The sequence below is a fragment of the Planktothrix prolifica NIVA-CYA 540 genome, assembly GCF_963864145.1.
In the GTDB taxonomy this organism is placed as follows: Bacteria; Cyanobacteriota; Cyanobacteriia; order Cyanobacteriales; family Microcoleaceae; genus Planktothrix; species Planktothrix agardhii.
The window spans coordinates 1,268,485-1,289,800 of the sequence record NZ_CAWLTW010000001.1 but is presented as its reverse complement, the minus strand read 5'-3'; the positions used below and the strand labels follow the sequence as shown (position 1 = coordinate 1,289,800).

At 39.7% G+C, this 21,316-nt stretch carries 16 protein-coding genes and 1 pseudogene; 12 read left to right on the top strand and 5 right to left on the bottom strand.

The features are described 5' to 3' along the window. Window positions 1–20: 20 nt before the first annotated feature. Window positions 21–1,655 (top strand): alpha-D-glucose phosphate-specific phosphoglucomutase, encoded by a 1,635-nt coding sequence (locus AC559H_RS05905; RefSeq protein ID WP_026798463.1) that lies wholly within the window; start codon window positions 21–23, stop codon window positions 1,653–1,655. Window positions 1,656–1,911: 256 nt separating this feature from the next. Here AC559H_RS05905 and AC559H_RS05900 read toward each other — a convergent pair whose 3' ends face one another. Next, window positions 1,912–3,561: a glycoside hydrolase family 10-like protein gene (locus AC559H_RS05900; RefSeq protein WP_081692306.1), complete on the bottom strand. Its 1,650-nt coding sequence runs from the start codon at window positions 3,559–3,561 to the stop codon at window positions 1,912–1,914. A 356-nt stretch (window positions 3,562–3,917) separates the two neighbouring features. Between AC559H_RS05900 and AC559H_RS05895 the strand changes: the two genes are divergently transcribed. The 4 genes from AC559H_RS05895 (at window position 3,918) to hmpF (ending at window position 8,055) form a co-directional block, all read left to right on the top strand. Continuing rightward, window positions 3,918–4,790: an S-methyl-5'-thioadenosine phosphorylase gene (locus AC559H_RS05895; RefSeq protein WP_026794002.1), complete on the top strand. Its 873-nt coding sequence runs from the start codon at window positions 3,918–3,920 to the stop codon at window positions 4,788–4,790. A gap of 92 nt (window positions 4,791–4,882) precedes the next feature. Further along, window positions 4,883–5,449 (top strand): Uma2 family endonuclease, encoded by a 567-nt coding sequence (locus tag AC559H_RS05890; RefSeq protein ID WP_026797761.1) that lies wholly within the window; start codon window positions 4,883–4,885, stop codon window positions 5,447–5,449. A 38-nt stretch (window positions 5,450–5,487) separates the two neighbouring features. Beyond that, window positions 5,488–6,216, top strand: coding sequence for a Uma2 family endonuclease (locus AC559H_RS05885; protein WP_026794000.1), 729 nt, complete (start codon window positions 5,488–5,490; stop codon window positions 6,214–6,216). A 99-nt stretch (window positions 6,217–6,315) separates the two neighbouring features. Continuing rightward, window positions 6,316–8,055, top strand: coding sequence for a pilus motility taxis protein HmpF (gene hmpF / locus AC559H_RS05880; RefSeq protein ID WP_026798462.1), 1,740 nt, complete (start codon window positions 6,316–6,318; stop codon window positions 8,053–8,055). Between the two features lie 46 nt (window positions 8,056–8,101). Here the strand turns inward: hmpF and AC559H_RS05875 are convergent, their stop codons facing one another. Beyond that, entirely contained in the window at window positions 8,102–8,863 is a 762-nt protein-coding gene (locus AC559H_RS05875) for a Crp/Fnr family transcriptional regulator (protein WP_042151964.1), read from the bottom strand. A 366-nt stretch (window positions 8,864–9,229) separates the two neighbouring features. Between AC559H_RS05875 and AC559H_RS05870 the strand changes: the two genes are divergently transcribed. Next, window positions 9,230–10,054: a DALR anticodon-binding domain-containing protein gene (locus tag AC559H_RS05870; protein WP_051319620.1), complete on the top strand. Its 825-nt coding sequence runs from the start codon at window positions 9,230–9,232 to the stop codon at window positions 10,052–10,054. A gap of 18 nt (window positions 10,055–10,072) precedes the next feature. Here the strand turns inward: AC559H_RS05870 and AC559H_RS05865 are convergent, their stop codons facing one another. Beyond that, window positions 10,073–10,471 (bottom strand): ribbon-helix-helix protein, CopG family, encoded by a 399-nt coding sequence (locus AC559H_RS05865; RefSeq protein ID WP_026793999.1) that lies wholly within the window; start codon window positions 10,469–10,471, stop codon window positions 10,073–10,075. A 211-nt stretch (window positions 10,472–10,682) separates the two neighbouring features. Here AC559H_RS05865 and clpB point away from each other — a divergent pair, with 211 nt between their 5' ends. From clpB to hpsE (AC559H_RS05850), 3 genes are all read left to right on the top strand, one after another. Beyond that, on the top strand, window positions 10,683–13,532 hold the full coding sequence (gene clpB, locus AC559H_RS05860; protein WP_081692307.1) for an ATP-dependent chaperone ClpB: 2,850 nt from the start codon (window positions 10,683–10,685) through the stop codon (window positions 13,530–13,532). A 223-nt stretch (window positions 13,533–13,755) separates the two neighbouring features. After that, the gene (gene hpsE / locus AC559H_RS05855) at window positions 13,756–14,709 is read left to right on the top strand and encodes a hormogonium polysaccharide biosynthesis glycosyltransferase HpsE (RefSeq protein ID WP_043937033.1); all 954 of its coding nucleotides are present in this window, start codon (window positions 13,756–13,758) and stop codon (window positions 14,707–14,709) included. Then, complete coding sequence (gene hpsE / locus AC559H_RS05850; protein WP_036832643.1) at window positions 14,706–15,644, top strand: hormogonium polysaccharide biosynthesis glycosyltransferase HpsE; 939 nt, start codon at window positions 14,706–14,708, stop codon at window positions 15,642–15,644. Before hpsE (AC559H_RS05855) ends, hpsE (AC559H_RS05850) begins: the two co-directional genes overlap by 4 nt. Before the next feature lie 26 nt (window positions 15,645–15,670). Here the strand turns inward: hpsE (AC559H_RS05850) and AC559H_RS05845 are convergent, their stop codons facing one another. Beyond that, entirely contained in the window at window positions 15,671–16,618 is a 948-nt protein-coding gene (locus tag AC559H_RS05845) for a glycosyltransferase (protein ID WP_026793998.1), read from the bottom strand. A 125-nt stretch (window positions 16,619–16,743) separates the two neighbouring features. Between AC559H_RS05845 and AC559H_RS05840 the strand changes: the two genes are divergently transcribed. After that, window positions 16,744–17,853, top strand: coding sequence for a glycosyltransferase (locus tag AC559H_RS05840; protein ID WP_026793997.1), 1,110 nt, complete (start codon window positions 16,744–16,746; stop codon window positions 17,851–17,853). Here AC559H_RS05840 and AC559H_RS05835 read toward each other — a convergent pair whose 3' ends face one another. Next, a complete protein-coding gene (locus tag AC559H_RS05835; RefSeq protein WP_026786703.1) occupies window positions 17,854–19,098 on the bottom strand; it encodes a glycosyltransferase family 4 protein in 1,245 nt (414 codons plus the stop codon). A gap of 88 nt (window positions 19,099–19,186) precedes the next feature. Between AC559H_RS05835 and AC559H_RS05830 the strand changes: the two genes are divergently transcribed. Continuing rightward, entirely contained in the window at window positions 19,187–20,071 is an 885-nt protein-coding gene (locus AC559H_RS05830; protein ID WP_043937037.1) for a sulfotransferase family protein, read from the top strand. 76 nt (window positions 20,072–20,147) lie between these two features. Further along, window positions 20,148–21,316: pseudogene (gene htpG / locus AC559H_RS05825) on the top strand (molecular chaperone HtpG); the annotation flags it as partial.

Genomic DNA, 21,316 nt, shown 5'->3' with positions numbered 1-21,316 from the left:
CATTCCATCGTCAATCTCTCATGAATATTCGTACCGTTTCAACTCAACCCTTTAACGACCAAAAACCGGGAACATCCGGCCTACGCAAGTCCGTTCCTGCCTTTCAAAAACCCCATTACCTAGAAAATTTCGTTCAGGCGATTTTTGATACCCAAGAGGGGTATGAAGGCGGAACCCTAATTTTAGGTGGAGATGGTCGCTACTATAACCGCCAAGCCATTCAAATTATCTTAAAAATGGCCGCCGCTAACGGCGTTGGAAAGGTTCTCGTCGGATGTGGGGGCATTGTTTCCACTCCAGCCGCATCTTGTATAATCCGCGAAAATCAAGCCTTTGGGGGGATTATTCTCTCTGCAAGCCATAACCCCGGAGGGCCAGAAGGAGATTTTGGGATCAAGTTCAACGGCAGTAATGGTGGGCCAGCCGTCGAAAAAATCACCGAAGCGATTTATGCCCGTACCCTGGTGATTGACCGCTACAACATCATGGAGGCGGCTGATATTAATTTAGATCAACCCGGAAGTTTTAAACTGGGAACCATGGACGTTGAGGTGATTGATTCCGTCCAACCCTACAGGTCATTGATGGAATCCTTATTTGATTTTGACCTAATTCAAAAATTATTAACTTCGGGTAAGTTTCGGATGTGTGTGGACTCCATGCACGCGGTAACTGGCCCCTATGCCAGTGCCATTTTTGAAAACCGCTTAGGGGCCGCACCCGGAACCGTGGTCAATGGCATTCCCTTAGAAGATTTTGGCGGCGGTCATCCCGATCCTAATTTAGTTTATGCCCATGATTTAGTCGAAATTATGTTCGGGGAAAATGCCCCGGATTTTGGGGCGGCGTCCGATGGCGATGGCGATCGCAATATGATTTTAGGAAATAATTTTTTTGTCACCCCCAGTGATAGTTTAGCCATCATCACCGCCAATGCCCATTTAGTTCCCGGATATAAAGGCGGTTTAGCCGGGGTAGCCCGTTCCATGCCCACTTCCCAAGCGCCTGATCGTGTGGCGGCAAAATTAGGCATAAACTGTTATGAAACCCCGACCGGATGGAAGTTTTTCGGCAATTTATTAGATGCAGGAAAAGCTACATTATGCGGGGAAGAAAGTTTTGGAACCGGATCAAATCATGTTCGGGAAAAAGATGGATTATGGGCGGTATTATTCTGGTTAAATATTTTAGCCGTCCGTCAAGAATCCGTGGAAGATATTGTTCGGAATCATTGGCAAACCTACGGACGCAACTACTATTCTCGCCATGATTATGAAGAAGTAGAAACAGAAAAAGCCAATCAATTAGTTGATAAATTACAGGCAATTTTACCGAACCTAAAAGGTAAACAATACGGTTCCTATCAAGTCGAATATAGCGATAATTTTAGCTATACCGATCCGGTAGATAATAGTGTTAGTAATAATCAAGGGATTCGGATTGGATTTACCGATGGTTCTCGAATTGTCTTGCGGTTATCGGGAACCGGAACTAAAGGCGCGACCTTGCGGGTTTATTTAGAAAGTTATGAACCCGACCCCACAAAACACAATTTAGATCCCCAAGAAGCGTTAGGAGAATTAATTACTATTGCCGATGAAATTGCCCAAATCAAAACCATAACCGGACGTCAACAACCCACGGTTATTACTTAATTGTTTAACCTGTTCCCCCCTGTTCCCTCCCCCCCTAGCCATGCGTGCACGGGGGGTTGGGGGGCTGTTCCCTGTTCCCTGCTATAACATCTTTATTTTTGTAAAAAGTTAGCGACTACTCTTTATTTTATCAGGTAGCGATCGCTCTTTCTTTACTCTTTTTCACTGGACTTTGAAACAGCCCTGCTGCATAAAAAAGGGGGACTTTGATCCCCCCTATTCCCTTGTTAATGGGAGTTATTATGTCTTCCCGATTTTAAGACACAGAAATAACCTGTTCAACGCTTTCATTTCCCATTCTATCTACGGCGCGAACTGCATAATTTCCTGGGTTAACACGAATAGAAGTAGTATCTTTATTCACCACTTTCACTAACTGCCAACCCGTAGAAAATTGTTGATAAATTGCCCAAGAACGGATATCATTACTATTAGAAGGCATCCAAGAAATCATCCCAGAATTAGTTTCAATTCCGCTAGGAGGTTCCGGGGGTTGATTATCCAACCAAGGCATAATCGGAACTAAAGCTGGAGTGGGATAAACCGCACTTTTGAAAATTTCATTCACTCCCTGACGATTATCTCGAAATATCTTCATACTAAAAAAGATATTTCCTAAAGATAATTGGGGGGCTGTTTGTCGGGAAATTGCGATCTGTCTTTGGATTTCAGAAATAGACCATTCATTTTCAATTCGATAGAGAGCATTTCCGACATAAATATGACGTCTTTGAGGATTATTTTGTAACCACCAATTTAACAAAACGGGATAACTTTGTTGAGGGGGATCAATTTTCCAATAAAGTTGAGGCGCTAAATAATCCATCCACCCTTGTTCAACCCATAATTTAACATCCGCGTATAGAGAAGCATATTGATCTAATCCAACAATTCCCGGTGCTTTCCCAGGGCGATAAATACCAAAGGGACTAATTCCGAATTTAACATAGGGTTTAGTCGCTTTAATCCCATCATGAATGCGTTTAATCATCAGATTAACATTTTGTCGTCGCCAATCGGAAAGTGCTAAATTTCCTCCTGATGCGCGATAGGAATTATAGGTTTGACTATCAGGAAAGGGAATACCCTCTTTAGGATAGGGATAGAAATAATCATCTAAATGAACGCCATCAAGATCATAACGTTGTACCACATCCATAATTACATTATAGGTTTGATCTTGAACTTCCTTTGCCCCCGGTTCCATCCACATTAAATCCCCATATTGATAGGCATATTGGGGGAATTTTGACGCGATATGATTGGGTGCAAAGGGCGCATTTCCTCTTAATCTTGCCCGATAAGGATTAAACCAAGCGTGGAGTTCAATATTGCGTTTATGGGCTTCTTCAATCGCAAATTGTAGGGGATCATAATAGGGATTTGGGGGGGTTCCTTGGGTTCCTGTTAACCACGCACTCCAAGGTTCTATACTGGAACTATACAAGGCATCTCCATTCGGACGCACTTGCAGAATTAAGGCATTTAAGTTTAATTCTTGCATCCTATTTAGGATAGCAATTAGTTCAAATTTTTGTTGATCAACGGATAAATTTGACTTAGATGGCCAATCAATATTAGCGACGGTTGCTACCCAAACTCCCCTAAATTCTCGTTGATGACTAATCGAGTTTGTCGGATTAATTATTCCCTGGGATAATAAATTTTCCGATTGTTCTTGTCTAACTGTTGAGATATTAACAGAAGTAGAAAGAACCGGAAATTGAGCTAAGGTTAATCCCAAGAAAATACAACAAATACTTAATGCCAAATATCGTTGAAATTTGGTAATTTTTCCAAGTCTAATTTTTTGACTTTGACTTTGAAGTGAACGAGTTAAAGATTTTAACCTTTTAATTCCCAAAGCCCAAAAACGATTCTGGTGTTTAATAGAGTTCCAATTCATGCTTTTTGTTGAAGGATATGACTAATATCAGTTATCAGTGTAGAGACGTGCCACGGCGCGTCTGTATGAGTGAAGTAATCCGCGAAACAAGTCAAATCAAGACTTAATTAATTAATGAGAAATACCAACAAATTCATAACTGATAACTGTTACGGGCAGGTTTTTTTAGATCTTTGTTAATTACTTAAATCTTGATGAACCCGCCCCTACAACTAATAACTGATTAATAGCTTAACTAAGAAGGGGACATCTTACAAGGGAATGATCCCAATAGGGAAAAAATCCATATCTTCCCTGAGTCAATACTGCACAATTTTCGGTACAATATCTGAGTACAACTTAATCAAGGAAAAAGCATGACTCAGGTTAAAATTGGCATTATTGGCGGTAGTGGGTTGTATAAGATGGAGGCATTTACCGATGTAGAAGAACTGCACATTGATACTCCCTTTGGTCAACCTTCCGATGCTATTTTAGTAGGAACTTTAGAAGGAATGCGCGTGGCATTTCTGGCCAGACATGGACGCACCCATAGATTTTTGCCGACGGAATTACCCTATCGGGCTAATATTTATGCTCTCAAAAGTTTGGGAGTTGAATATATTATTTCTGCTTCGGCGGTGGGTTCATTAAAAGAAGAATTTAAACCTTTAGATTTAGTTGTTCCTGATCAATTTATTGATCGAACTAATCAACGAGTTTCTACTTTTTTTGGGAATGGTGCTGTGGCTCATATTACCTTTGGTGATCCTTTTTGTCCGCAATTATCAAAAGTATTAGGAGAAGCGATCGCTAGTTTAAATTTACCCGATATTAATTATCATTTATCGGGAACTTATGTCTGTATGGAAGGGCCAGCCTTTTCTACCAAAGCCGAATCTAATTTATATCGGAGTTGGGGCGGAACAATTATTGGGATGACCAATTTAACCGAAGCCAAATTAGCCCGGGAAGCGGAAATTGCCTATACAACTTTAGCCTTAGTTACCGATTATGATTGTTGGCATCCAGACCATGATCATGTCACCGTAGAAATGGTAATTCAAAATCTCCATAAAAATGCGGTCAATGCTCAACAAGTCATTCAAGAAACCGTGCGCCGTTTAAAATATCATTTACCAAAATCCGAAGCCCATTCTGCCTTGAAATATGCGATTTTAACCCCCTTAAATCAAATTCCTTCTGATCGCAGACAACAGTTAGAATTATTGTTAAAAAAATATATCTAAACCAAAGGTGGCATCAGCCACCTAAATCTTAATAAAATTCATGTTGTTGCGCTTAAGCGCATCTTTATTAATAACTGAGTCAAAAATAAATCATGCTAAAATCCCCCATTAAAACTCTCAGTTTAGAAGATTTTCTTAAACTTCCAGAAACCAAACCCGCCAGTGAATATATTCAAGGTCAAATTATTCAAAAACCTATACCCCAAGGACATCACAGTACAATTCAGGTTGATCTGACTGAAGCAATTAATTCTGTGGTTAAAAAACAACGAATTGCTAGAGCTTATACAGAACTTCGCTGTGTGTTTGGAGGACGGGCAATTGTCCCTGATATTACGGTATTTGCCTGGGAAAGAATTCCCATTGATGAACAGGGAAAAGTTGCTAATGTTTTTAATATTGTACCCGATTGGATCATTGAAATTCTCTCTCCCGAACAAAACCCAATCAAAGTCACCGGAAAAATCTTACACGCTCTCAATCAGGGGAGTCAAATAGGTTGGTTAATTGATCCAGAAACCGAATCCGTTTTAGTTTATCCGCCCCAACAACAACCCCAATTATTAGAAGAAGAAACTGCTATTTTGCCGACTCCAGAATTAGTTAAAGATTTACAATTAAAAGTCGGAGATATATTTGCATGGTTGAAACATCAATGATATAATTATATAAATTAGTTTCTCTTACCCGCATGATCATGTTAGCCACCTCCCCCACCTACACAATTACTTGGGAAAAGTTGCCAGATGATTTTGTGCTACCCGATGACCCTGTGGATAATATCAATCAACCCGCCCTGGCTGCGGCCCTAACCGAAAGTTTGCAACTGGCCGGAAAACTGCCAGAAACAGCCCTCACCCCAACAAACTACGGTATTTGTGCCACTATCAATGGCAAAATGGCCGTAAAAGCCCCAGACTGGGCCTATATTCCCCAGATTTCCGTGAGTCGGGGGGAAGTGGTTCGCAGTTATACCCCGCAACTCCAGGGAGAAATTCCGGCCTTGGTCTTAGAATTTTTGTCCGATACCGATGGGGGAGAATATTCAGTTAAAGAAACCTATCCCCCTGGGAAATTCTTTTTCTATGAACAGATTTTGCAAGTTCCCAATTACGGAATTTTTGAACCCAACTCAGGGAGCTTAGAATTGTATCGTTTCGGTGACATCCAAAGGTATAGACTGGAATCGGCCAATGAGCATGGCTGGTTTTGGATACCGGAAATGCAGCTGTTTCTAGGAGCCTGGCAAGGAACTCGCGAAAACCGTCAGGGCCATTGGTTGCGCTGGTGGGATGAACAGGGTAATTTGCTATTGTGGGGTACAGAAAAGGTTGAACAGGAACGTCAACGGGCCGAGCAGGAATATCAACGGGCAGAAAGATTAAAAGCCCAACTACGCGCGGCTGGAATTGAGCCTGTAGAATAGGACAAAATATAAACTGTTAATTGCTACTCCCTGAAGGTTTTATGATTAGGACAGGTAAATCAAAATCATGCTTGAACACCTCAAGAGGATAAAGGGCCGATGCTCTATTTAGCGGAAGTACAAAAGCAGAGTAACAAATTTGGTCTAGGAGGCGGGAGGACGGAACTCAAGCTATTGGCTTGTCAGCGAGGTGAAAACAATTGGAGTGCCGTATCCGGGGATGAGGTCGTTCTCGCTGAAGATGCAACTAATTTCAAGGATGGAACTTTAGTTTTAGTCGATCTAAATACGGGTAAACAGGTACAGCGCATTCAAGAAGCTGCACGCCAACTGGTGGGAATTCTCCAGGATTTTTCTCGGTTGCAAGAAAAATTCAAAACCCAACAGGAAGAAATTGAACAGTGGAAAGAGTCCTTGACTTACCAAAGTCAGGAATTGAATCGTCGGGAAATGGAAATGGAAGCCCGACGGGAACAAATGGAACAACTGGAGGGAGAATTAGAGCGACTAGAACAGCAGCGTCAAGAAATTGATCGCTCTAAGGATGAAAGTAAACGTCTACGTTCTGAAATTGACCAAGCCCGTCAAGATATTCAAACCACTAGAGCCGCATTACAACAGCAACGACAACAGCTTGAAGAACAACAGGCCAGCTTAAAGTCGTCTCCCTCCTTAAATACGGAACAGTCGGCACTCTTGGGGAATTTACTGAATCAACTGTCTAACCCCATTTCGATTTCGCCCCTACAAACACAACTGGATCGCTCCCGGGAACAGGTGGCTATTGCTCTGAATGGGCTAGAACAACATCGCCAACGTTTACGGTCACAACGTTTAGAAGCAGAACAACTTCAACAAACCGTAGATAGTACAACCACAGACATTGAACAGCAATGGCAACAATGGCAACAAGCTCAGGATACTTTAACCCAAAACCGAGCGGAGTTAGTCGGTGAACAACAGTTACTTCAAACCAAACAGGACTATGCCCAAACCTTAAAAACCCTGATCCAAAACCGTCAAACCCTATTAGAACAGTTACAAAATTTAGCCTCCCGTCAATCTGAAAGTGATCCGGTTACTGTCAGTGTCAAGGTAGATGTTCAAGCCTTAGAAGCGATGTCATTGGAACAATTAGAAACCGAAGTTAAACAACTGGAAAAAGAGTGGGATCGCTGGTTTCGGATGGTGGGAGAACAGGAGGAGGAACTCAAATACAAGCTCGAAGATATTAAGGAAATCCAGGAAAAACTCAAAACCATCAGTGATTCCGAACGGGAAAATTTACAAACGGAATTAACCGATGAACAAGACGCCTATCAAATGCTGAATGAAACCTTAGTGGGTCAGCGTCGCACCCTCAAAGAACGGGAGGAACATAAAACCCAATATCAAGCGGTTTTACTCCGTCGCCAAGGTCTACCGCCTGTAAACCCTGGAGGAGCCAGTAATTTTAAATTGGTGATTGCTAGTTTGGAAACCCAACAACAGGAACAAAAACAGCAACTCCAAACTTTGGAAACCGAAATTCAACAAATCAGTTCGGGCTTTGAACAACGGCAAACCGATCTTAATACTCGCACCAACACCACCGAACAAACCCGCCAACAGTTAGAAACGACTGAACAAAGTTGGATCGAACAGCAACGGATGGTAGCAGAACTTTGGGGCCGGATCAGTTTGTATCAGGAAATGTTACAACCAGTTCAAGATTCCTGGAATCAAGTTCGCCAACAGTTAGAACAAACCACAACTGAATTGAATCAGTTGCTCGAAATCTCCCAGAATCAAACCCAGACAACAGAACAGTTACGGCAAGTTTTATCAGTTATCAGTTAACAGTTAACAGAGACGCGCCATGGCACGTCTCTACACTGATGACTGATTATTCTTCTTCCTCAAAGCCTGATTCTGCTGTTAAATCTGAGGTTTGATTCTGGGTTTCCGGGTCAACGGGAATACAGATGAAGTTATCATCCTGAGTATAAATCAGGTTTTGTTGACGGAGTTTCCCCATCAGCCGGGTTACAGTAACCCGTGTAGTCCCGATCGCACTACCAATTTGAGAATGAGTTAATGACCAAGGGAGACGATAACCCTTAAACCCATCTTCCCTGTCACCACTGGTATAATACTCGCCGTGTTCTTCAATCAGTAAGGTCAAAAATCCTAGAAGTCGGTCAATGGTACGTCGTTGACCCAATATACTTAACCACAGTAATTTCCGTTGATGTTGATACCGGAAAGCATCGAGGACTTCCCGACGAAAATGGGGCCAGTTATCCAAGTCATGCCAATACATCCATAAAATCGTTGTATCATCGGCGTGGCTATAGGCTTGCAGGCTAAAGGGCGACTGGGCAATTAATTCAAAGGGTTGACCCGCACCGACAAAACCCAAAAAGGCTTGGTCTAATTTGCGATTACGCGGTCTGGATTTGGGTTTACTCTCGGCATATTTTAGTTCGGCGCTACCCACTAACCGGACGGTACCCCGTTGCACTAAATAAAGTAACCCCGGACGGGCTGGAATCCGCTCATCTTTACTGAAACTTCGACAACGGTAATGTTCCTGCGCCCAGTCAGTAATCCGTTGCCAAGTTAAAAACGGTCGGTTAGAATCGGTCGGAATCGGGGAAGACTGCATCATTAGATCGGCTCATTAAAATTTTTCAATCACAATCAAAGGCAGGAGGAATATTAAGACACCTAAGTAGGTGGGCGAGAATATCCCACCATCCCAGTGTGGCTGAAAGCCATTTACAGCAAGGGTTTACCCTATCTACATAGTTAGGTTTAATTACGCCTACCTACTTAGAGGTTGAACAGTGTGTTTTAGACTTGAAGTATATGGGCTTAAGACATCTTAACCAATGTAGCAAAAAACACATCCCTTTGGGAATCAATAATCAATTCTTTTCAAAAATAAATTTCAAAAAATTTTGGTAATGCCTTAACCCAATCTACTGATAATATCAGATTTGAACAACTTGCCAATGGAGTTTGATCAGTCATGCTAACTCTAGCAGGAAGGTTAGGGGCACAACTGGGAAGAACCTTGGGTTGTTTAGGAATTAATACGGCTGACTCTCAGGAAATTCCCGTAAATCGGATTAAAAATCAAACTGGCGTAATCTATGGATCGGCGATCGCCCTGAAATTAGCTTCCCGTTTGCATCAATCCCCTTTGGATCTGGCCACGTCCATCGGTCTGAAGTTCCAAACCCTCAACGCAGAATTAGGTAAATTCCCGCCGGATGTCACGATTCAGGTATTACCTTCGGGAATGTTGCAGTTTGAGTTCACCGATCTCGGAATTGCCGCTTGGTTAGAACAAATGATCCGATATCCCTGGATATCCACTCCAATTCAGGATCGGCAAATTCTGCCCGATCTATTTGGGATTCAATATAGTCATGCTCGCTGTTGTTCCTTATTGCGTCTGGGCGATCGCGATCAGTTAATTACCTTAGAAGCATCTAACCTAATTTCTACATTACCCTTAAAAATTAGTCCCCATTCTCCCCCAATTCCCTGGTTAAATCCCCAGGAAAAACTACAATTTACCCAAAGTTATGAATATCAGCTACTAACCGAATCTGTGAATCTGGTTGATATTCTATTCTGTTCTGCTAGTCCTCAAAAATGGCTCAAAATTGCCGATCAATTTAGCCAAAGTTTTCAACAATTTTATCGTTATTGTCAAATCTGGGGAGAAGTCAAACAAGGCAAAACTGAGTTAGCTCAAGCTAGACTAGGTTTGGTTTTTATTACCCAATTTCTCCTTAAAATTTTATTAGAAGAAAAACTAGGAATTATGGCTCCCCTAGACCTCTAGTAAGCCCTAAAGGGCTAACTAATCCACTAAAAAATCCGTCAGAATTTCATCCGGTTCATCTTGATCATTATCATCGGCTAAAAGTTGGGAAAAAGTAGAACTAGGGGAAATAGAAAGTTCAGGGATAACTATTTTTTCCAATGCGACTATTTTGGCTTCTAATTTAGCAACTTTATTTAATAATGGTTTTAAAGATTCGACTTTTTCCTGTAAATTCAATAATTCTTTTTGGAGATTAAAATATTCCAAATCAACCGACTGACTACTCAAAAATACCCTAGTTTTATCTAAATACTGACCAATAGCTTCTTGAATTAATTCTTCTAAGGAATGTCCAGTTTCTAAGGATAATTGATTGAGTTGTTCAGCCCATTCTGAAGAAACAGTTATTTCTATTTTTGTATTATCTAAGCTCATCTTTTTTCCCCCTTAGAGACTCCCGCTATATCGGTAAGTTGTTGTTTATTTAAACTGTGATTATAGCATTACCTTTGTTTTTAAGTTTACGTCCCCATTTAATAGATAACTGTCCTTCATTTAAAATGAATTAACGGGTTGCGCCCAGATATAGTTACAATAGGGGCAGTATATTGTTGGTTATTTTTACCCTTTATTGACAACCTGAACGATGCAACCGACCGATCCGACAAAATTTACAGATAAAGCCTGGGAAGCCGTGGTTAAATCCCAGGATGTGGCGCGTCGTTTTCAAAATCAGAATTTAGAAGTCGAACATCTGATCACCGCCCTACTGGAACAAAATGGACTCGCCACTAACCTCATGAGTCGGGCGGGAGTCGATACGGATATTTTTGGCCAACAGTTGGAAGCCTTCACCAAACGTCAACCCAGAGTTGGACGCATTGAACATTTATATTTGGGACAAAGCCTTGATATCCTATTAGATAAGGCAGAAGAAGCTCGTCAAACCCTACAAGATGGTTTTATCTCCATAGAACATTTAATCCTGGCCTTCTCAGAAGATGACCGCATTGGCCGTAAACTCTTAGCCGGAGAACAACCTACCAGTCAACGCCCCGGACGTCCGGGTTATGATCGCCCATCAAGTGCTCCCTCCATACGTCCCAAATTAGAGGAGGCGATTAAAGCGATTCGAGGTAGTTCAAAAGTCGAAACCCAAAGCCCAGAAACCAGTTATGAAGCCTTAAAAAAATATGGTAAAGACTTAACAGAACTCGCTAAAGCTGGAAAACTTGATCCGGTGATCGGTCGGGATGAAGAAGTCCGTCGGGTGGTCAGTTGTTTATCTCGCAGAACTAAAAATAATCCGGTTTTAATTGGCGAACCAGGAGTAGGAAAAACCGCCATTGCGGAAGGTTTAGCTCAAAGAATTGTGAACGGAGATGTGCCAGAATCCTTAAAAAATCGCCAGTTAATTTCCCTAGATATGGGGAGTTTAATTGCCGGGGCAAAATATCGGGGAGAATTTGAAGAAAGACTGCGATCGGTATTAAGAGAAGTCACCCATTCCGAAGGGCAAATTGTATTATTTATTGATGAATTGCATACCGTTGTCGGGGCGGGTTCCGGGGGCGGTTCGTCAGGAATGGATGCTAGTAATTTATTAAAACCAATGTTAGCCCGGGGAGAATTGCGTTGTATTGGCGCTTCAACTGTGGACGAATATCGTAAACATATTGAAAAAGATCCCGCCCTAGAAAGACGGTTTCAACAAGTTTATGTCGATCAACCTTCTCCTGAAGATACGATATCAATTTTAAGAGGATTAAAAGACCGTTATGAACGCCATCATGGGGTAAAAATTACTGATAGTGCCTTGGTAGCCGCGGCAATGTTATCAAGTCGTTATATTAGCGATCGCTTTTTACCAGATAAAGCCATTGATGTTGTCGATGAAGCCGCCGCCCAATTAAAAATGGAAATAACTTCTAAACCCGTTGAATTAGAACAAATTGATCGGCGGGTAATGCAGTTAGAAATGGAAAAATTATCCATAGAAGGCGAAAGTTTAGGAACGGGAGAAAGTAACCGCCGAAATGATGGCGGGGTAGCCCTTCGTTTAGGCAGAATTAAGGAAGAAATTGAAAGTTTAAAAACCAAACAGGAAAAACTCGCCTCCCAATGGCAAGGGGAAAAACACCTATTAGATAGTATTAATAAACTCAAGGAAGATGAAGAAGAATTAAGGGTACAAATTGAACAGGCAGAAAGGGCCTATGATTTAAACAAAGCCGCCCAATTAAAGTATGGTCAATTGGAAGTTTTACATCAAGAACGGGAAGGCAAAGAAGCGGAATTAGTTAAGTTACAATCCCAGGGTTCTTCGATGTTGCGTGAGGAGGTTACAGAAGCCGATATCGCGGGGATTATTGCTAAATGGACTGGTATACCTGTTAACCGTTTATTGGAGTCAGAACGGCAAAAATTATTGCGCTTAGAGAGTCATTTACATCAACGGGTAATCGGGCAACAGGAGGCAGTGGCGGCCGTTTCTGCTGCTATTAGAAGGGCGCGGGCGGGGATGAAAGATCCCGGTCGTCCGATTGGATCTTTCCTGTTTATGGGGCCAACGGGGGTGGGAAAAACCGAGTTGGCGAAGGCGTTAGCAGAGTTTTTATTTGATAGTGAGGAGTCGATTATTCGGATTGATATGTCTGAATATATGGAAAAACACGCGGTTTCCCGGCTAGTCGGGGCGCCTCCGGGCTATGTGGGTTATGACGAAGGCGGTCAACTATCGGAAGCGGTGCGACGTCATCCCTATTCGGTGATTTTATTTGATGAAGTGGAAAAAGCCCATCCCGATGTGTTTAATATCTTATTACAGGTATTAGATGATGGCCGAATTACCGACTCGCAAGGAAGGACTGTTGATTTTAGAAATACCGTAATTGTAATGACCAGTAATATTGGGGGGGAACATATTTTAGATGTGGCGGGGGATGAGTCCCGTTATGGGGAAATGGAGAAGCGAGTTATGACGGCTTTGCGATCGCATTTTCGCCCGGAATTTTTAAATCGTGTGGATGATATTATTCTATTCCATTCGTTAAGTAAAGGGGAATTAAGGTATATTGTGGCGATTCAAGTTAAACGGATTCAAAGGTTATTATCGGATCAGAAAATATCTATTGAATTATCACCAGCAACCTTAGATTATTTAGCGGATATTGGTTATGATCCAGTCTATGGGGCTAGACCGTTAAAACGAGCAATTCAACGGGAAGTAGAAAACCATATTGCTAATTTATTATTAGAACAAAAATTCATAACGGGAGATACAATTTATGTGGATCATGTAGATGACAAATTAGTGTTTAATCATCAACCTTTGATTTCTAAACCGAAAGAAGAACCGTTAATTATGAATGTTCAACCGTTGCGAAAAAACACATCTGACCCATTAGAAATGGACGTTAAACCCGTGATATTAAACACTTCTAAAACAGCAGAGGGGGATGATATTATTACCGTTGAAACGGTGAAAGATGAATAGGTCTTGATAAGTAGTTACACAAAATAAATTACCTAGTTGAGAGAGGGAACAGCCCCCCCAAACCCCCCGTGCACGGGGGGCTAGGGGGGGAGGGAACAGGGTGGAGGATGTGTAATTAATTTTGTTTAGGTACTTAGAATAGTAAGAAACATTTGGTGCACCGTCTCTTGCTATTCAACTGAGCTATAATAAAAACAGGAAATTTTAATCCCTATCACTCATTATGGTTGATATTACTATCGCTATTCCTACCTATAATGGCGCGACCCGTTTACCTGCGGTTTTAGAAAAATTGCGATCGCAAACCGGAACAGAACAGATCAACTGGGAAATCTTAATTGTTGATAATAATAGCACAGATCATACCGCAGAATTAGTTAAAAATTATCAACATAATTGGTTAGATAATGTTCCTTTAAAATACTGTTTAGAAACAGAACAAGGGGCAGCTTTCGCCCGAAAAAGAGCAATTAAAGAGTCGGAATCTTTGTTGATTGGCTTCTTAGATGATGATACTATTCCTGACTTAGATTGGGTGGAAAAAGCCTATAATTTTGCTCAAGAACATTCTCAAGCTGGCGCATTTGGAAGTCAAATCCATGGGGTTTATGAAGTAGAAACCCCGACTAATTTTAATCGGATTTCTGGTTTTTTTGCTATTACTGAACGGGGAGATAATCCCCATTTATATGAACCCAATCTGAAGATGTTACCGCCTTCTGCTGGGTTGGTGGTGCGTCGTCAAGTTTGGGTCGAAAATGTACCGGAAAAAACATTTTTAACTGGACGTTCTAGTCAATCTATTTTGAATAGTGAAGATTTAGAAGCGATCATGTATATTCAAAATGCTGGGTGGGAAATTTGGTATAATTCAGAAATGCACCTCTATCATCAAATTCCCAAACAACGATTAGAAAGGGAGTATTTATTATTTTTGATGCGGAGTACGGGGTTAGCACGGCATCATATTCGGATGTTACGGTTAAAACCTTGGCAACGGCCGTTATTATTTCCCATAGGGTTAGCCAATGATATTAGAAAAGCGATCGCTTATTATCTGAAACATCGAAAAGAATTAAAAACTGATGTGGTGACAGCCTGTGAACTGGAATTTTTAAAAAGTAGTGTGACCAGTCCTTTTTATTTGTGGAAAACATCTTATCTAAAAAAATTATGATCGATTTTACTGTTGTGATTCCCACCTATAATGGTGCCAGTCGGGTTCCTGATGTTTTGGAGAAATTGCAATTACAAACCGGAACAGAAAATATCACTTGGGAAATTATTGTTGTTGATAATAATAGTAATGATCAAACGGCTGATGTAGTTCAGAATATGATCATATCTTGGCAGGAAGTTTTTCCGCTAAAGTATGTATTTGAAGCAAAACAGGGAATTGCTTTTGCCCGACAAAAAGGAGTAGAAGAAAGTCAAGGAGAATTAATTGGATTTCTCGATGATGATAATTTCCCTAATTCAGATTGGGTTTTACAAGCCTATTTATTTGGTCAAGAACATCCTAAAGCTGGAAGTTATGGGGGTCAAATTCATGGTATTTATGAAGTCAAACCTCCTGAAAATTTTAAACGAATTGAACATTTATTATTAGCTATTCGAGAAAGTGGTGATCAATCCTTTTTATTTTGTCCAGAACAGTTAAAACTTCCTTCTGGTGCGGGGTTAGTTGTGCGTAAACAAGCATGGTTAGATCACGTTCCTTTGCAACTCATGAATACGGGACGAGGGGGAAATGATTATGAAATTTCCTTAAATTTATATAAGGGAGGTTGGGAAATTTGGTACAACCCAGAAATGCACCTTAATCACTATATCCCTTCTGATCGTCTCGAAAAAAAATATTTATTATCTCTGGCTTCTTTATATGGTTTAAAATCCTGTGAATTTAGAATGTTAATCACGCCTAAATGGAAAAAAACAATAACATTTTTTAAAGTTATGTTAGGAGGTATTAAACGTTATATTCAACATCAAATTAAGCATAAAAAAGATATTGAAATTGATATCGTTGCTGCTTGTGAATTGAAGTTTTTTCGAGCGAGTGCTATCAGTCCTTTTTATTTTTTACAAAAAGTTATATTCAAAAAATCTTAGTTTTCTCAGGTGAAAACAACTGAATACTAAACAATCTTTTTTAAGGTAGATAAGATTTTTTTGGCGATTGACGGTGGAAATAAAGCAATAATTAAACTTTTAAAAAGAATGATCAGACAAAATCTCCATTGTTGTAAAGCGGAGGAATCATATCTAATATAATTGAATAAAAATCCGATGGTAGCACGACCCTTTTCTGGGGAGGGATATCCTTGTAAAGCACGATCAATAAAATACTTATAAATTTTGGCTAAACTTTGTTTTTTTAAATGCTGTAATGAGGGAGGGGCTTGTAAAAAGGCTTTTTCAATAACCGCTACACATTGTTTTTCTTGTCGGAGTATTTGAGATGAAATAGAATTGGGAGACATTCGATAAAATACCTGAACCAAAGGAACTGCTACAAAATGATAATGAGCCGCTAAACGAATATATAAATCTCGATCTTGTCCCCCCAATAGGGATTGATCAAATCCTCCAACTTCTGCAAAAGATTCTCTATGAATTAAAGGATTAGAACCATTTTCTAAAAAATTTTGAACTAATAATTCAGGATAAACGTCTCCATTAAAAGTTAGATGTCTACCGAATTTTAAAAAGTTCCCTGACTCGTCAATATAATCTGTCCAGCTATAGGCTACAGACGCTTGAGGATGGCTTTTTAAAGCATTATATTGAGCTTCTAATTTATCAGAAGTCCAAAGATCATCGGCATCTAATAAAGCAATATATTCACCTTTGGCAACATCAAATCCTCGGTTTCTACTGACAGCCGCCCCAGAATTAGGATAGGAAAAAATCTTAATTCTAGGATCATTAATACCAGAAACAATATCTAAAGTCAAGTCCGTTGAACCATCATTAATTACGATAATTTCAAAGTTTTGAAAGGTTTGATTTAAAACGGAATCAATGGTTTGTCGAATCGTTTTTTCTGCATTATAGGCGGGAATAATAACAGAGATAATAGCCATAGTTATAAAACTTAAAATAATGTTGACAAAATTAATGAAATATCCAGCCAATAACTAGAAAATCTATAGTAGATTAACTTTATATTTTATTTTATCAAAATATTTTCGATTGTAAACCTCAAATTATGAATTCTCAAGACATTGCACCTTGTACCAAAATTAAGATTTTAATGCTACCAGATTTTCGCAACGATAACCCCTATCAATCCCTACTTTCCCAAGGGTTAGCACAAGAACAGATTCAAGTTGAATTTTGGTATTATTATCTAAACTATTTTCCAATTTTAAGAGGTGTTTTAAAAAATCAACCTCCTGCGGTTGATATTGTTCATTTGCACTGGTTAGATTTTTATATCAATGCACCGAAAAAAGGATATAAATTGCTGGCTTGTATCAAATTTTTATTGGATATTATTTTAGTTCGGATGTTGGGAGTTAAAATTGTTTGGACAGTTCATAACCAAGTTTCCCATGATGATAAATTTTCAGAATTAGAATCTTGGACAAGGGAGATTTTATCAAAGTTAGTTAATGGGATTATTTTTCATAGTTATTCCAGTTTGAAATTAGTAGAAACTGACTCTAAATTTAATAGCCAAAAAGCCATTGTTATTCCCCATGGTCATTATCGAGAGGTTTATGGGGCTTCTGTTAATTCAATTGACGCTCGCAAACAGTTGGGATTACCCTTAACAGGTCGGATTTATATGAATATTGGCTTCCTCAAACCCTATAAAAAAATAGAAAAATTGATTGATATTTGGAAAAACAATCAAGATATTTTTGCTGATGATACCTTGGTGATTGCGGGGAGACCTGTTAACCATTCTTATTATTTAGAATTACAGGAACTTTCTAAAGATATCCCTGGATTAATTCTGATTCCAAAGTTTATTGAATCTAGTAAAATCCATCTTTTTTTCAGTGCTGCGGATGTGGTTGTGTTTCCTTTTGAAAAAATCTTAACATCAGGAAGTTTAATTTTAGCTATGTCCTATAATAAACCTATTATTGCACCGGATTTAGGTGGAATTGCTGAAACTTTGGGAGTTGCTAGTCAACTTTTATATAACCCTAATGATGAACAAGGTTTACTAAAGGCATTACAACAAAGCACCACGATTGATTTACAAGCTTTAAGTATATTAGTTAAACAGGAATGTGATGCTTTAGATTGGGGCTTAATTGCTCAAAAAACGGCACAGTTTTATCAAGATATTCTAGGTAAAAGTTAATTAATCTTGAGATATCAATTTTTGAATTAAGGGTTGAATTTTATCAGCAACCGCTTCCCAAGAATATCTAGTTTTAACTAAATTATAAGCGTTATCAACACAGTTTTTATACAGGGTAGGATTCGACCAAAATTGATTAACAGCATCAACCATTCCCTCGACTGTATCATCAATTAATAAATGTTTTTGAGTTTCAACTTCTAGCCCTTCAGCCCCTTTTGTGGTACTAACAACGGGACGACCAGCGGCAAAGGCTTCTAATATTTTTAAGCGAGTTCCTCCCCCTTTAAATAGAGGAGTAATTACCACACTAGCTGCTGCTAAATAGGGTTTAACATCTTCAACTAATCCTGTCCATAAAATTCCAGGTTCTTTTTGTGTTGCGGCTGTTAAAGCTGGGGGGGAATTTTTCCCGACAATAATTAATAAAGTATTAGGATAAAGCTGTTTAATTTTAGGATAAAACTCTTGAGTTAAAAATTGTGCTGCTTCGACGTTGGGAGGATAACTAAATGTCCCAATAAAAATCAAAGTATGGGGGTTAAATTGAGCCTGAAAAGCTGGAGTACATTGACCATTACGCACAGTTTCATAGTTAGTTACATTGATTCCATTTGGGACAACATAAGGATTGAGTTTATGTCCGTATCGCTGTTGTAGTTTATCAGCATCGGATTGACTACACACCCAAATTTGATCGGATTTGTATGCAATTTTTCTTTCCATTGATTGAATATAATTTTTTTGTAAGTTCATCTTGATTTTGGGTAAAAACTCTATAATTTGATGAATTTTTTGCTCAAATAAATCCGCTTCTATGTTATGTTCATCAAAGATAATTTTACAGGGATAACCTTGAACAACTCGAAGGTAACGACATAACCATAAATGCTCAAAAACTACTATAGAAGGCTTTAAATCTTGAAGAATTTGTTTTAATAATTCGACAGCAGGTTGAGTATAAAACCAGTCAATATAAGAATATCTCCAGGGTTGTAACACCGATAAACGACGTTCTAAGCGTTCTTTTAAAGGACGTTTTTGCCCCAAATCATAGTGATACCAATTTTCAATCCCGGGTAAGGTTTTTTCCGGTGGTTGTCCTTTGAAAATAGACAATACAGCCACATCCCCATATTGTTTCATCAGGTTAATATTCTGCCAATTACGAAGGGGCGCTCCGGCTCTGGGGGGATAGGGTAAATCAAGGGTAATAAATAGTGTCCTTGCTGAAGTATTTAGCATTAAATTTAACCTCCGATGATGACAATTCGCCTAAACAAATTGTATAATATAAATTACCCTAAAGCTATCAGTAGAGGTCTGGCTTCCGTTGAAACATTCTTACCCCCGATTATTTCTAGTTGGCTGTCCCCGGTCAGGAACAACGCTATTACAAAGTTTATTAGCGGCTCATTCTCAAATTGCCTCTTTTCCTGAATCCCATTTTTTCCGCTATTTATTGGGAAATCGTTCAACTTGGCGGAGAAAATTGAGAATTCCTTCTCCTTTAGCTCGACAACGATTTGACCAATTTTTAGTAGAAACAGGTCATCCCGAATTGGAACGATATTTACCCAAAACGGCGGTTTTTACTATTCAGTATATCAAGGGATTTATTCGAGTTTTAGATGAATTAACCCAACAACAAGAAAAAAGCCTATGGTTAGAAAAAACCCCTGGAAATTTATATTATATTAGCTATATTGAAAAACGAGTTGAAGGTGCAAAATTTATTCATTTGGTTAGGAATGGGGCCGATGTTGTCACATCCCTTTATGATGTCACTCACCAGTATCCTGAAGACTGGCGAGGGGCTTGGGATTTAGACCGTTGTATCAGACAATGGATTAATGATGTTCGGTTAAGTTTGAACCATCTCCATAAACCCAATCATATCCTAGTTCAATATGAACAATTAATTGATAATCAACTTTTAGTTTTATCTGAACTTTGCGATTTTATTGGCGTAAAATATGAACCTACAATGTTAGAGAATTATCAGAAAGTTGCTGAAAACGTAATCTTACCCTTTGAATATTGGAAGGTTTCCGTCCAACAGGGAATTTATAATACCTCTGGTCAAAAATTCAATCAATTGTTTAATGAAGAACAGAAACAGTATATTCTACAACAACTCTCAACAGCAAATTTGGAATTTAGCGAAAAATTAGCTAAATTGCAGATGCGGAAATCCGAATCAACTTTGGGGCGGTGATCCATCCCTAGTAAGGGAACAGCGATCGCACACAATCTAAATACAACCATGATTTTATAGATAACCTGACATCACTATGACTGTACTTGAACAGGGAACGATTACAATCCATACCGAGAATATCTTCCCGATTATCAAAAAATCCCTCTATACAGACCATGAAGTCTTCCTGCGGGAACTGGTTTCTAACGCCGTTGACGCCATCGCTAAACTGAATATGGTGTCGCGGTCTGGGGAATATTCCGGGGATGCGGGCGAACCCGAAATCACCATCACCCTCGATAAAGAGAACAAAACCCTCTCCATCACCGATAATGGCATCGGGATGACCGCCGAGGAAGTCAAAAAATATATTAACCAAGTCGCCTTTTCCAGCGCCGAAGAATTCATCGAAAAATATCAAGCCAATTCTGACCAGTCTATCATTGGTCATTTTGGTTTAGGGTTTTACTCCTCCTTCATGGTAGCCCGTCAAGTCGAAATTGATACCCTGTCCTACAAAGAGGGTTCCCAAGCCGTCCACTGGATTTGCGATGGTTCTCCGGTATTTAAACTGGAAGACTCTGGCCGCATCCAACGGGGAACTACTATTACCCTGACTTTGATGGATGAGGAAATCGAATATACCGAACCCTCCCGCATCCGTCAATTAATTAAAACCTATTGTGATTTTATGCCCGTCCCGATTAAGTTGGACGGCGAAATCATCAACCGCCAAAAAGCACCCTGGCGGGAATCTCCTAATAATTTAACCGAAGAAGATTATTTAGAACTCTATCGCTATCTCTATCCCTTCCAAGAAGAACCCCTATTATGGGTACATCTGAATACGGATTATCCTTTTATTGTGAATGGGATTCTTTATTTTCCCAAACTCAAACCCGATGTGGATGTCACCCAGGGCAATATTAAACTGTTCTGTAATCAGGTCTTTGTCAGTGACCACTGCGAAGATATTATCCCCAAATTCTTGATGCCATTACGGGGGGTAATTGATAGTACGGATATTCCTTTAAATATTTCCCGCAGTGCTTTACAAAGTAATCGCACCGTCCGTAAAATTGCCGATTATGTGGCGAAAAAAGTCGCTGACCGTCTGAAAGAATTATATCGGGATAACCGCAAAGAATATATCCGTTGTTGGCAAGATATCGGCACCTTTGTTAAGTTTGGTTCCCTCAACGATGACAGGTTTAAAAAACAAGTTGATGATATTCTGATTTGTCGTACTAGCTATACCCACCC